Source organism: Mesorhizobium sp. CNPSo 4671 (assembly GCF_057784245.1).
In genome coordinates, this window is sequence record NZ_JBWLUW010000011.1 from 321,792 (window position 1) to 335,679 (window position 13,888).

Below are 13,888 nucleotides of genomic sequence, written 5' to 3' on the forward strand. Positions count from 1 at the left end.
ATCGGCGGAGAGCCGGCTCACTCTCCAGCTTGCACGCTTGGCTGCCAGGGGTACCGTGCCCGTGAACGCAACTGCCGGCACCAGCGACCGAAACGGTCGACGTAGATGTAGATGACCGGCGTCGTGTAGAGGGTCAGGATCTGGCTCAGGATCAGCCCGCCGACGATGGCGATGCCGAGCGGCTGGCGCAGTTCCGCGCCTTCGCCAAGGCCGATCGCCAGCGGCACGGCGCCGAACAGCGCCGCCATGGTCGTCATCATGATCGGGCGGAAGCGCAGCAGGCATGCCTGGTAGATGGCGTCATGCGCCGATCTGCCCTCGTTGCGCTCCGCGGCCAGCGCGAAGTCGATCATCATGATCGCGTTCTTCTTGACGATGCCGATCAGCAGGATGATGCCGATCAGCGCCATGATTGAGAATTCGATGTTGACCAGGGTCAGTGCCAGCAAGGCGCCGACGCCGGCCGACGGCAAGGTCGACAGAATGGTCAGCGGATGGGCGTAGCTTTCGTAGAGAATGCCGAGCACGACATAGACGGCAATCAGCGCGGCAAGGATCAGCAGCGGCTGGTCGGAGAGCGAGTCCTGGAAGACGCGCGCCGTGCCCTGGAAACTGCCATGGATCGTGGTCGGCATGCCGATCCGGTCGGCGGCCGCGTTGATCGCCGCGACACCTTCGCTGAGCGCGACGCCCGGCGCCAGGTTGAACGACAGTGTCGTGGCGACGAACAGGCCCTGGTGGTTGACCGAAAGCGGCGTGCTGCCGGGACCGTAATGCGCGACGGCCGACAGCGGCACCATGGTCTCGGCTCCGGTGCTGACCGCCGAACCGGTCGAGGCTGCCGTCCTGCCGGTGCTGGTGATAGAATTGTTGGCCTGGTTGCGCGCGGCGTCGGCGGCGACCGATTGGGCGCTGGTGGACTTGCCTGATACAGCGAACGTGCCGGCCACCGCATTGCTCGACTGCGATCCACCAACCGATCCGCCCGATGTGCTGACATAGACTTTTTTCAACGCATCGGGGTTTTGCGAGTATTGCGGCGCCACCTCCATGATCACGTGGTACTGGTTGCGCTGGACATAGATGGTGGACACCTGGCGCTGGCCGAAGGCGTCGTAGAGCGTGTTGTCGATCTCACTGGCTGATATGCCGAGGCGTGTCGCCGTATCGCGGTCGATGGTGACGTCGGCTTCCAGGCCCTTGTTCTGCTGGTCGGAGTTGACGTCGGTGAGCCTGGGTTCGGTTTGCAGCGCAGCCGCCAGTTTCGGCGCCCACTCCGCCAGATCGTCGAAACTGTCGCCTTGCAGGGTGTACTGGTACTGCGCATTCGATTGCCGCCCGCCGACGCGTATATCCTGCACTGCCTGCAGGAAGAGCGTGGCACCCGGCACCACAGCCAGTTTGGGCCGCAGCCTGGCGATGACCTGGTCGGCGGAGATCTTGCGCTCGGCAAGCGGTTTCAGCGACACGAACATGGAACCGGAATTGGTCTGGCCGCCGCCGGTGAAGGCGACAGCGGCATCGACGGCCGGATCCTTGCTGACGATGCCGGCGAACTGGGTGAGCTTCTGCGACATCGACTGGAAGGAGGTTGCCTGGTCGGCCTGGATCGAGCCGGTCAGCCGTCCCGTGTCCTGCTGCGGGAAGAAGCCTTTTGGGATGGTGACATAGAGGTAGCCATTGAGGCAGAGCGTTGCCGCCAGCACCGCCATGATCAGCAGCGGATTGGCCAGTGCCCAGGACAGCGATCGGCGGTAGAAACCCAGCATGCCCTCGAAGATGCGCTCGCTGAAGCGGTAGAGCCGGCCGTGTTCACGCTGTCCCTCGGAGCGAAGCAGGATCGAGCACATCATCGGCGTGGTGGTCAGCGAGATGACGAGCGAGACCAGGATCGCCGCCGACAGCGTGATGGCGAATTCGCGGAACAGCCGTCCGACGATGCCGCCCATCAGCAGGATCGGGATGAAGACGGCGATCAGCGACAGGCTCATCGACAGCACGGTGAACCCGACCTCCTGGGAGCCCTTGATCGCCGCCTCTATGCGGCCCATGCCGGAAGCGGTGTGGCGGGCGATATTTTCGAGCACGACGATGGCGTCGTCAACGACGAAGCCGGTGGCCACCGTCATCGCCATCAGCGACAGATTGTCGATGCTGAAGCCCATCAGGTACATGGCGCCCAGCGTGCCGACCAGGGATACGGGCACGGCCACGATCGGCACCAGCGCCGAGCGCACGTCGCGCAGGAAGGCGAAGACGACGAGGATCACCAGGCCGATGGCGATCATCAGCGTTTGCGCGACCTCGCTCAGCGAGGCGCGGATTGTGGTCGAGCGGTCGACCGCCAGCGACAGGTCGATGGCCGGCGAGATCGAGGCGCGCAGCGTCGGCAGCAGCGCCTTCACCCGGTCCACCGTCGCGATGATGTTGGCGTTGGGCGAGCGGTTGAGGATGATCAGCACGCCCGGCTTGCCATTGGCGAGACCGGCATTGCGGATGTTCTCGACGGAATCATTGACCTGGCCGACATCGGAAAGCCGGACCGGCGCGCCGTTGCGGTAGGCGACGATCAGCGAGCGGTAGGCGTCCGCCTGGTTGGCCTGGTCGTTGGCGTAGATCTGGTAGCGCTGGTCGCCGACATCGATGGCGCCCTTGGGGCTGTGGGCGTTGGCCGAGGCGAGTGCGGCGCGCACATCCTCCAGCCCGATGCCGTAATCATAGAGCACCTGCGGGTTGAGTTCGACGCGCACCGCCGGCAGCGAGCTGCCGCCAACCGACACCTCGCCAATGCCGTCGACCTGCGAGAGCTTTTGCGCCAGCACGGTGCTGGCAGCATCGAAGAGCTGGCCCTTGGACAAAGTGTCCGATGTCATCGACAGGATGAGGATCGGGGCGTCGGCGGGATTGACCTTGCGATAGGTCGGGTTGGAGCGCAGGCTGGATGGCAGGTCGGCGCGCGCGGCGTTGATCGCCGCCTGGACGTCACGCGCGGCGCCGTCAATGTCGCGGTCCAGCCCGAACTGCAAGGTGATGCGGGTGCTGCCGACGCTGCTCGACGAGGTCATTTCGTTGACATCGGCGATCTCGCCGAGATGCCGCTCGAGCGGGCTGGCAACGGTGTTCGCCACCACCTGGGGGCTGGCGCCCGGCAGCGAGGCCGATACCGAGATGACGGGGTAGTCGACCGCCGGCAGCGGCGCTACCGGTAATTGCGGAAACGCCACCAGCCCGGCCGCCAGCAGACCGAAGGTCAGCAGCGTCGTCGCCACCGGCCGCCGGATGAAGGGAACCGACAGGTTCATGGCCTGGCGTCCGCGCCAGGGGCGCGGGGAAGATTGGGGGCACGGGCAAGGTTGGGCTCGATGCCGCGCAGACGGGCGGCGAGGCGGTCGAACCAGAGATAGATCACCGGCGTGGTGAACAGCGTCAGCAACTGGCTGAGCAGCAGGCCGCCGACGATGGAGACGCCCAGGGGATGGCGCAGTTCCGAGCCGACGCCGGTGCCGAGCATCAGCGGCAAGGCGCCGAGCATCGCCGCCAGCGTCGTCATCAGGATCGGGCGGAAGCGCAGCAGGCAGGCCTGGTGGATCGCCTCGCGCGGCGTCTTGCCTTCATGGCGCTGCGCGTCGAGCGCGAAGTCGATCATCATGATGGCGTTCTTCTTGACCACGCCGATCAGGAGGATGATGCCGATAATTGAGATGATGGTCAGGTCCTGCCCGGCGATCATCAGCGCCAGCAGCGCGCCGATGCCGGCCGAAGGCAGCGTCGACAGGATGGTGATCGGGTGGATGAAGCTCTCATAGAGCACGCCGAGCACGATATAGACCGTCACCACCGCCGCCAGGATCAGGAACAGCGTGTTGTCGAGCGAAGCCTGGAAGGCGCGCGCCGCGCCCTGGAAACTGGTGATGATGCTGAGCGGCATGCCGATGTCGGCCTGCGCCTGCTCGATCGCGGTGACCGCCTCGCCAAGCGACGCGCCTGGCGCCAGGTTGAACGACACGGTGGTGGCGGGGAATTGCCCCATATGGGTGATCTGCAGCGGCGTGGTGGCGACATGGGTGGTCGCCACCACCGACAGCGGCACCGGGGCGCCACCCGTCGACGAGGGCAGGTAGACGGAGGAGAGCGCCTTTAGCGAATTCTGTTCGGACGGAGCGGCCTCGAGAATGACGCGGGACTGGCTTGATGTGGTGTAGATGGTCGAGACCATGCGCTGGCCGAAAGCGTCGTAGAGCGCGTTGTCGACGGTCGCCGGCGTGATGCCGAAACGGGCGGCCTGGTCGCGGTCGATGTCGACAAAGACGGCAAGGCCGCTGTTCGACAGGTCGCTGGCTACATCGGCGAGCTGCGGCAACGCGTTCAGCCTGGCGAGCAGTTTCGGCGTCCATTCTCCCAGCTCGTCGGCATTGGCGTCCTGGAGCACGAATTGATACTGGGTGCGGCTAACCTGGCCGTCGATGGTCAGGTCCTGCACCGGCTGCATGTAGAGCGTCACATCGGCCATCGAAGCGGCTTCCTGTTTCAGGCGGACGATGACGTGCGTGATATCAGCGGTACGTTTCTCATGCGGCTTGAGGTTGATCAGGATGCGGCCGACATTCATCGTGGTGTTGGTGCCGTCGACGCCGATGAAGGACGAAAGGCTGTCGACATCGGGATCCCTAAGGATGATGGCGGCCAGCTGCTGCTGGCGGTCCGCCATGGCGGCATAGGAAATCGACTGCGGCGCCTCTGATATGGCCTGGATGACGCCAGTGTCCTGCACCGGGAAGAAACCCTTGGGAATGACCACATAGAGGACCGCCGTCAGCACCAAGGTCGCCGCCGCCACCACGAGCATCAGCGTCTGCCGGTCGAGCACCCAGGTCAGTGCCCGGCCATAGCCGCGGATCACCCAGTCGAAGAAGTCGCGGCTGGCGCGCTGCAGGGCGTTCTCGCGCACCGCCGACAAGGGTTTCAGCAACTTGGCGCAGGCCATCGGCACCAGCGTCAGCGACACCACGGCGGAGATCAGGATGGTGGTGGCAAGCGTGATGGAGAATTCGCGGAACAGCCTGCCGACGACATCGCCCATGAACAGAAGCGGGATCAGCACCGCGATCAGCGACACGGTGAGCGAGATGATGGTGAAGCCGATCTGCTGCGAGCCTTTCAGCGCCGCCTGCAGCGGCGTCGCGCCCTCCTCGACATAGCGGGCGACGTTCTCGATGACGACAATGGCGTCGTCGACGACGAAGCCGGTGGCAATGGTCAGCGCCATCAGCGACAGGTTGTCGAGGCTGAAGCCGAACAGGTACATGACGCCCAGCGTGCCGACCAGCGACAGGGGCACCGACAGGCTCGGGATCAGCGTGGCGCGCGCGCTGCGCAGGAAGACGAAAATGACCAGCACGACGAGGATGATCGACAGGGTCAGCTCGTATTCGACGTCGCGCACGGAGGCGCGGATGGTCGTGGTGCGGTCGGTCAGAACCTTGACGTCGACGGCGTTCGGCAGCGAGGCCTGGAGCTGCGGCAGCAGCGCCTTGATGCGGTCGACCACGTCGATGACGTTGGCGCCGGGCTGGCGCTGGATGTTGAGGATGATCGCCGGCGTGCTGTTCATCCAGGCGGCCAGCCGATTGTTCTCGGTGGCGTCGACCACATCGGCCACATCGCTCAGCCGCACCGGGGCGCCGTTCTTGTAGGCGACGATCAGCGAGCGGTATTCTTCGGCGCTCTTCAGCTGGTCGTTGGCGTTGATGGTGTAGGCGCGCGACGGTCCGTCGAGATTGCCCTTCGGCGTGTTGACGTTGGCGCTGCCCAAAGTGGTGCGCAGATCGTCGAGATTGAGGCCATAGGCGGCGAGCTTGCGCGGATCGGCCTGGACCCGCACGGCAGGCCGCTGGCCGCCGCTGAGGCTGACCAGGCCGACGCCCGGCAACTGCGAGATCTTCTGCGCCAGCCTGGTGTCCGCAAGCTGCTGCACGTCGCGCAGTGGCATGGTCGCCGAGGTTAGGCCGAGCGTCAGCACCGGGGCGTCGGCCGGATTGACCTTGGCGTAGATCGGCGGCGCCGGCAGGTCGGCCGGCAAAAGATTGCCGGCGGCGTTGATGGCGGCCTGCACCTCCTGCTCGGCGACATCGAGCGAGATCGCCAGGCTGAACTGCAGCGTGATGACCGAGGAGCCGGCCGAACTGACGGAGTTCATCTGGTTGAGGTTGGCGATCTGGCCGAGCTGGACCTCCAGCGGCGCCGTGACCGAGGACGTCATGACGTCAGGGCTGGCGCCGGGATAGAAGGTCTGCACCTGGATGGTGGGATAGTCGACCTCGGGCAGGGCCGAGACGGGCAGATAGCGGTAGGCCAGCAGGCCGGACAGCACGATGGCGACCATGAACAGCGACGTCGCCACCGGCCGCAGGATGAAGGCGCGCGACGGGCTCATTGCTGCTGCCCGGACTCCGCGTGACGGTGCTTGTGGCCCTGATGCTTGCGGGCCGTGCCATCCGGCGCCTGTCCGTCTGACGTTTCCGCATTTGGCGTCTGCCCATTCGGCGTCTGTCCGTCCGAAGTCTGTCCATCCGATGGGGCTGCTGCCTGTGGCGAGGTCTGGGCTGATGTCTGCGCCGGCGTCTGGCCCGCCGCCGGGGTTGGCGCCGTCGCCCGAGGCTGTGCCGGTGCCTGGCCGTCCTGCTGAAGGTTGATATGGGCGCCGTCGCGGAGCTTGTCGGCGCCGTCGACGACGACGCGGTCGCCGGGGTTCAGGCCGGCGAGGATCTCGACGCGTTCGCCATTGGCAACGCCAAGCGTGACCTTGCGCACGGCGACCGTGCTGTCGGGATTGACCAGATAGACGAAGGTGCCGGGCAGGCCGCGCTGGATCGCGGCGATCGGGGCGATCGCCACGTCCTTGTGCTCGTCGACGAGAAGCGTGACGTTGACGAACTGGTTCGGATAGAGGACGCGCGCCTCATTGGCGAAACCCGCCCGCAGCTTGATGGTGCCGGTGCTCGGGTCGATCTGGCTGTCGAAGGTCTCGAGCTGGCCGTCGGCGAGCTTCTTGGCTCCGGCGCGGTCGAAGGCCGTGGTGGGCAGCGTGGCGCCCTGCTGCATGCGTTGCGCGATCGCGGGCAACTCATCCTCGGGCACGGTGAACAGCACGCTGATCGGCTGGACTTGCGTGATGATGACGATGCCGTTGGCATCGCCAGGGGTCACGTAGTTGCCCTCGTCGATCTGGCGCAGGCCGGCGCGTCCGTCGACCGGAGAGAGGATGCGGCAATAGTCGAGATTGAGCGTGGCGGTCTGTATCATCGCCTGGTCGACCTGGACGGAGCCCTGGTCCTGCGCGACCAGTGCGACCTGCGCGTCGAGGGTCTGCGGTGTCGCCGTCCCCTGGGCCACCAGCTTCTGGTCGCGGACGAGGTCGAGCCCAGCATCCTTCAGCATGGCCTGATCGCGCACCAGCTGGCCCTGGGCCTGGGCGAGCGCGGCCTGGAAGGGGCGGGGATCGATCTCGGCCAGCAGGTCGCCCTTCTTGACGTCCTGGCCCTCCTTGAAATTGACCTGGATGAGCGGGCCGGTAACCTGCGACTTGACGGTGACGGTGGAGAGCGAGGTCACCGTGCCAAGCGCATTGAGGGTGACGTCTATCGTACCCTTTTCGATGGCGGCGGCGCCGATCGTCGTCGGCTGCGCGCCGCGTCTACCGCCGGGCTGCCTGGCCTCGACATGCGGACGCTGATAGAGGTAGGCGCCGGTTGCGGCGACAACGGCAATGAAGATCAGCCACGGAATCCAGCCACGCGAACGGCGTGGCGCGACGATCGCCTGCAGGGGCATTTCCAATTGCTGATCCATGGCGGCATCTCTCACCCCCATCGACCAATATGGCCGAAACGACCCCAAGTCGAATTAACAGTTGGACAGGTTTGGCCTGCCCCTGCCGGCCGCTCAATCGCCCCGAATTGCTGCCGGGTTGGCCAGCTGCGACCTAGCATTGCTACATGCGCATCAACAGGCCGCCGTCGACGGCAAGCTCGATGCCGGTGATGTAGCTCGCGGCGTCGGAGAGCAGGAACAGGGCGGCGTTGGCCATGTCCTGCGGCGTGCCGATGCGTCCGAGTGGTGTGTACTCGGCCACGGCCGAGCGCTTCTCCTCGGTGTCCCAGCGCGCTTGCAGCGGGGTCAGCGCCATGCCGGGGCAGATGGCGTTGGAGCGGATGCGCTCGCCGGCAAGCTGCATTGCCAGCGATTTGGAGAGCGCGCAGACGCCTGCCTTCGAAGCCTGGTAGGCGTCTTGCGGTTTCGGGTCGCCACGATACCACTGGATGGTGGAGAAATGCACCATGGCGCCGCCGCGCCCGCCGGCGCGCATATGCGGAACGACCGAGCGTGCGGTGTGGACGAAGGATTTCAGGTTGATCCTGAAGACCTCGTCCCAGACGTCGAGGTCCATCTCGAGCGCCGACTTGTCGCGGCCGAACCACAGCACGCCGGCGACATTGGCGAGATAGTCGATACCGCCGCGTTCACGGCCCGCCGTGCCGACGACCTGCTCGACGAAGGCGGCGTCGGTGAGGTCGCCTTGGGCAAAGGTGAGCCTGTCGTCATAGGCGGCCAGCGATGCCGGGCGGGCCTTGACGTCGATGGCGGTGACGGAGGCGCCGGCATCGAGCAGGGCCAGCGTGATCGCCTCGCCCATGCCGCCGCCGGCGCCGGCGACGACCGCATGTCTGCCAGTGAAATCATAGACGATCATCTCAACCCCCTGATGTGCTGCCGCCAATGCGCGATGTCGGGACAATAGGGGCGGATAAAAGTTCCATCAAGCGGTATTAGAAAAAATTTGCCAAAATGGAAAATCGCGATATCGTGCGCTGAATGACCTCTCATCTCGGATGGATTTCACGACCATGAACCTGCATTCCGGCGCGCGGACCTTTTCCGTGACTTCTCCCGTCGACGACTCGACCTACACGACGCGCGCCTATGCGGACGGGGCAGCCATCGAGACCGCGCTGAGCCGGGCACGTGCCGCGCTGCCGTCGTGGCGGCGCACGCCACTGGCCGAGCGGCTGGTGATCCTGCTGCGCTTCGGCGAGGAGATGAAAGCGCGGGCAGCGCCGCTGGCCGAAATGGTGGCGTGGCAGATCGGCCGGCCGCTGTGGCAGGCCGACGAGACGCCGCGTCTGGCGCTGGTCGGACAACTGCTTGCCGACGTCGCGCCGGAGACGCTGGCCGACGTGCCGTACCCTTCGGACGAAAACATCCGCCGCTATGCGCGGCCGACCGCCGGCGGCCTGCATCTGTCGATCTGCGCCTGGAACTACCCGACCGCCATGCTCGGCTATCTCGTCACCGCACCGCTCGCCGCCGGCAATGTCGTGATCTTCAAACATTCGCCGCAGACACCGCTGATCGCCGAAGTGGCCGAGGAAGCCTTTCGCGCTGCCGGTGGCCCGGAAGGCGTGTTCCAGAGCCTGCATCTCGACCATGCCGATGCCGGGAAGCTGATTGGGTCGGGCGCCTTCAAAGCGGTGAATTTCATTGGCTCGGTCAATGGCGGAAGACGCGTCCATGCCGCTGCCGCCGGGACGTTCACGCAGGTGCATCTCGAACTCGGCGGCAAGGATCCGACCTATATCAGGGCCGATGCCGATCTCGAGGCGACGATCCCGCAGATCGCCGAGGGCAGCTATTCCAATGCCGGCCAGTCCTGCTGCTCGGTCGAGCGAATCTATGTCGACAAGGCGATCCATGACCGCTTCGTCGAAGCGCTGGTCGCGGAGACCGCGAAATGGACCGTCGGTCATCCCTTTGACGAGAAGCCGATGGTCGGCCCGGTGGTGCGGGCAAGTGCCGCCGACACCATTCGTGGCCTAACCGACAGCGCGGTGCGGGCAGGGGCGCGGCGTCTGATGCCGCAGGAGGGTGCGCTCAAGGCCTCCGGTCTCGGCGCCGCCTATGTCGCGCCGGAGGTGCTGGTCGGGGTCGACCACGGCATGCAGATCATGCGCGACGAGTTGTTCGGGCCGGTGGCCTGTGTCCAATCGGTCGGTAGCGACGACGAGGCGATCCGGCTGATGAACGACAGCGATTTCGGGCTGAGCGCGTCAATCTGGACGCAGGATATAGAGCGCGGCGTGACGCTGCTCGACGAGGTCGAGGCCGGCACGGTCTATCTCAACCGTTGCGACCATGCCGACCTGCATCTGCCCTGGGGCGGCATCAAAAATTCCGGCCTCGGCCGCACCAATGGCCGCGCCGGGCTGGCGGAGGCGACAGCGGCGAAGGCCTACCATGTCCGCTCCGTTATCGGTTGATCCGGAGCCTGGCGCGATGAACGCTGCGAGCCTTGCAGGGCTTGACGATGCAGCCATCGCCGCGCTGGCCGCCGCCAGTGTCGAGCGGCTGCACATCGACGCCGCCAGCCCCTATCTGCTGATCGCCGAGCACGCCGGCAATGTCGTGCCGGCGCCCTGGCACGATCTTGGTTTGGCAGAACCCTATCTCGGCACGCATTTCGCCGTCGACATCGGCATCGATGCCTTGACGCGCCGGCTGTCGCGGACACTGCGGGCACCAGCGGTGGTCGCGCATTATTCGCGACTGTTCCTCGACTACAACAGGCCGGCCGGCGAGTGGGATTTCATGCGCCCTGACCTCGGCGGCATTCCAGTGCCCGGCAATTTCGCGCCGGATGCGACCGATGTCAGGCTGCGCAAACGCATCGCCTGGGCGCCGGTCGAACAGGCAATCATTGAGGCCGCCGCTGGCCGGCAGGCGCTGGTCTCGGTGCATTCCTTCACCCCGGTGATGGCTGGCGTCAGGCGCAATGTCGACATCGGCGTGTTATGGCGGGAGCCGTCTCCGTTCGTCACCTCGGTGCTGAAGACGCTTGGCGCGCAGGGCGCCGAGGCTGGGTTGAAGATCGGCGACAATGAACCCTACGATTGGCGCCAGGCGATCGGCTACACGCTGAACCGGCATGGGCTGGAGCAGGGCCGGCCTTGCCTCTATCTCGAAGTGCGCAACGAACTGCTTTCCGATCCGGAAACATTCGAGCGCGTCAGCCGCACGCTCGAGACCGTCTTTGCCACCGTCGCGATGTCGCTATGGCCGAAACCAGCCGTAGCCGTCTAAAAGCTGGACGCCCCAAGGCGGCGCCGCTAGAGCTTGTCGAATTGGAAACACGGCAGCCAAGGGCGTGGGCGATGCAAGGCAATGTGGGCAGCAAGATCCGCGACGCGCGCAAGGAGCAGAACATCACGCTGCGCGATCTCAGCGAACGCTCCGGCCTTTCGGTGTCACAGCTGTCGAAACTCGAGAACGGCAAGGCCCGGCTGACGGTCGATGTCGCGCTGATGATCGCCGGCGTGCTGCACGTGCCGGTGGCGTCCTTCCTGTTCAGCCCGAAGCCCGGCCTGCAGGCGCGCCGCTCGATCACGCGCGCCGGCAGCGGCATCCTGCATCAGGGCAACGCCATGGAATTCGAGGTCCTGTGCAGCGATTTCCGCGACAAGACCAACATTTTCTGGCGCGTGACGCTGCGGGCGCGAAGTTTTGAGGAGAATGGCGGCTGGCGCAGCCATTCGGGCGAAGAGTTCATTCATGTGCTCAGCGGCAGCCTGGAACTGCACACGATCCACTATGACCCGACGGTGCTGCAGCCGGGCGACAGCATCCTGTTCGACGGCGAAATGCAGCACGCCTATATTGCGCTCGGCGACGAGCCTGTGGTGATGCTGATGTCCAACACCGTGCCGCGCGACGGGCTGCCGGCCGGCGCGGGATCGTGACCCAAGCCTTGGCCGGAATCCGGCTCTGAAATCCCGACGCTTCAAGAATATTTTCTAAAATGGAAAAAAATACTTGTTATGGAAAAGTCGGAGGTCTAGCATCCAATTGACCGGCCGACAGGAGAAATAGCCATCGGCCGGGATGGGAGATGTGACCGATGCTGTCGGTTGAGGCAGTCAGCAAGACCTTTGGCGGCGTGCAGGCATTGCGCAACGCTTCGCTGTCCTGCGAGGCCGGCGAAATCCTCGGCCTGATAGGCCCCAACGGTGCCGGCAAGTCCACTCTGGTCAATGCCATCTCCGGCGTGCTCAAACCCGACACCGGCAGCGTCCGGCTGGCAGGCCAGGAGATCACCGGCCATGGTCCCGAGCACTGCGCCCGGGCGGGGGTCGCCCGCACCTTCCAGACCATCCGACTGTTCAAGGATTTGACCGTCCGCCAGAATGTCGAGGTCGCGCATATCACTTGCCGGGCGGTTCGGCCCGATGCGGCGGCGCGCATCGGCATCGAGCAGCTGCTCGCCCAGTATCAGCTTGATGGTTTCGCCGACGTTCCGGCGGGCACGCTCTCCTATGGCAGCCAACGCCGGCTTGAAATCGCCCGCGCGCTGGCGTTGGGGCCATCGCTGCTTTTGCTCGACGAGCCGGCGGCGGGCCTCAACGAGGGCGAGTCCGAGACATTGGCTGTGGCGATCGAAGGCATCCGCCGCGATGTCGGCTGCGCCACCATCGTCATCGACCACGACCTGCGCTTCATCAACCGGCTGTGCGACCGACTCTGTGTCATGGACCAGGGCCAGGTGATCGCCTCCGGACAGACCGAGGAGGTGTGGCGCGATCCGCGCGTCATCGAGGTTTATGTCGGGCAGTCCGCCACATCGTGACGGCGCCCTGAACGAGAACAACAAGGGAGAAGGAGGGGTTCGATGGAAAAGATGATTTTGGGGGCCGCGGTCGTCGCGGCCGGGCTTTTGCAGGTGGCACATGCCGGTGCCGCCGATTTGAAGATCGGGCTCGCCGTGGCGATGACCGGAACCTATGCGCCCTACAGCGAAGCCGAAGGCGCGCGCTGCATGGCCGACAAGCTGAACAAGGTGGCGGCCGCTGGCGATCCCAAGGTTGAGCTGATGATCGAGGACAACAGGTCCGATCCGCAGCTCTCGGTGTCGCTCGGCCAGAAATTCCTCGACGCCGGCGCGCAGATCATCACCGGCGTGCCGTTTCCCGATGCGCTGATCCCGACCGCGCAGATCGCGGCACCCTATGGCGCCACCGTGTTTTCGGCGCCGAACACGCAGCTCGAAATGCAGCAGGCCGGGCTCGACAATTTCATCGCCGGCGCGGTGCCGGATCCGATCAATGCGGCGGCCACCGCCAATGCGCTTTACGGCAAAGGCGCGCGCAGCGTGGCGCTGATGGTCTCGCCCGATGCCGGCTCCTATTCGGAAAAACTGCCGGAATGGTTCGGCGAGGTGTTCGAGCATCTCGGCGGCAAGGTGGTCGGCAAGTTCAACTATTCCTGGGGCACCACGGACTGGTCGCCGCAGATCGCCAGCATCAAGGCGCTGCCGCAGAAGCCGGATGCCATCCATATTTGCGGTGTGCTGCCCGACGTCGGCATCTTCATCCGCCAGCTGCGCGCCAATGGCTATGATGGCTGGGTCGCCGGCTGCGATGCCTTCGACGACAAGTCGCTGGAGGGTACTGTCGGTGATCCGGCCTCGCTGGAGAAGGTGATGTTCGCCACCCATGGCGCGACCGGCATCGACAGCCCGATCGACAAGTTCCTCGCCCAGTGCAAGGCCGACGGCTACAAGATCAACGGCATCTTCGACGCGCTCGGCGCCGACATGGTGCAGATCAGTTTCGAGGCGGCCAAGAAATCCGGCACCGTCGAACCTGCCGCCTTGCGCGAGGCGATCCGCGCGCCGGGCGGCTATCCCGGCACCACCGCGCCGGTCATCTCCTTCGCCGAGAAGAAGGGCTATCCCGTTAAAGCCGTGCCGGTGATGGGCTTCTCCAACGGCAAGCGGGTGCTGATCACCGACACGCAGCCGACCTTCGTTCCGGCGCTGAACTGAGGCAGGCAGGTCAAATGA

9 protein-coding genes are annotated in these 13,888 nt (G+C 65.4%); 5 read left to right on the top strand and 4 right to left on the bottom strand.

From position 1 onward, the window contains the following. Nucleotides 1-17: 17 nt before the first annotated feature. From AC04SF_RS28100 to AC04SF_RS28115, 4 genes are all read right to left on the bottom strand, one after another. Nucleotides 18-3,302: an efflux RND transporter permease subunit gene (locus AC04SF_RS28100; RefSeq protein WP_488480411.1), complete on the bottom strand. Its 3,285-nt coding sequence runs from the start codon at nt 3,300-3,302 to the stop codon at nt 18-20. Further along, the gene (locus AC04SF_RS28105; protein WP_488480412.1) at nt 3,299-6,433 is read right to left on the bottom strand and encodes an MdtB/MuxB family multidrug efflux RND transporter permease subunit; all 3,135 of its coding nucleotides are present in this window, start codon (nt 6,431-6,433) and stop codon (nt 3,299-3,301) included. The genes AC04SF_RS28100 and AC04SF_RS28105 overlap by 4 nt, the downstream gene beginning before the upstream one ends. Continuing rightward, nucleotides 6,430-7,848, bottom strand: a complete 1,419-nt coding sequence (locus AC04SF_RS28110; RefSeq protein ID WP_488480413.1) for an efflux RND transporter periplasmic adaptor subunit — start codon at nt 7,846-7,848, stop codon at nt 6,430-6,432. The genes AC04SF_RS28105 and AC04SF_RS28110 overlap by 4 nt, the downstream gene beginning before the upstream one ends. A gap of 142 nt (nt 7,849-7,990) precedes the next feature. Beyond that, a complete protein-coding gene (locus tag AC04SF_RS28115; RefSeq protein WP_488480414.1) occupies nt 7,991-8,749 on the bottom strand; it encodes an SDR family NAD(P)-dependent oxidoreductase in 759 nt (252 codons plus the stop codon). Nucleotides 8,750-8,903: 154 nt separating this feature from the next. On the opposite strand from AC04SF_RS28115, the gene AC04SF_RS28120 reads away from it, so the two are divergent. The 5 genes from AC04SF_RS28120 to AC04SF_RS28140 all read left to right on the top strand — a co-directional run bounded on the left by AC04SF_RS28120 (nt 8,904) and on the right by AC04SF_RS28140 (nt 13,870). Next, a complete protein-coding gene (locus tag AC04SF_RS28120) occupies nt 8,904-10,313 on the top strand; it encodes an aldehyde dehydrogenase family protein (protein ID WP_488480415.1) in 1,410 nt (469 codons plus the stop codon). Between the two features lie 16 nt (nt 10,314-10,329). Further along, nucleotides 10,330-11,133, top strand: a complete 804-nt coding sequence (locus AC04SF_RS28125) for an N-formylglutamate amidohydrolase (RefSeq protein WP_488480416.1) — start codon at nt 10,330-10,332, stop codon at nt 11,131-11,133. A 71-nt stretch (nt 11,134-11,204) separates the two neighbouring features. Further along, the gene (locus AC04SF_RS28130; protein ID WP_488480417.1) at nt 11,205-11,789 is read left to right on the top strand and encodes a helix-turn-helix domain-containing protein; all 585 of its coding nucleotides are present in this window, start codon (nt 11,205-11,207) and stop codon (nt 11,787-11,789) included. Between the two features lie 158 nt (nt 11,790-11,947). Further along, complete coding sequence (locus AC04SF_RS28135) at nt 11,948-12,673, top strand: ABC transporter ATP-binding protein (protein WP_488480418.1); 726 nt, start codon at nt 11,948-11,950, stop codon at nt 12,671-12,673. A 42-nt stretch (nt 12,674-12,715) separates the two neighbouring features. Continuing rightward, nucleotides 12,716-13,870, top strand: a complete 1,155-nt coding sequence (locus tag AC04SF_RS28140; RefSeq protein WP_488480419.1) for an ABC transporter substrate-binding protein — start codon at nt 12,716-12,718, stop codon at nt 13,868-13,870. Nucleotides 13,871-13,888: the final 18 nt, after the last annotated feature.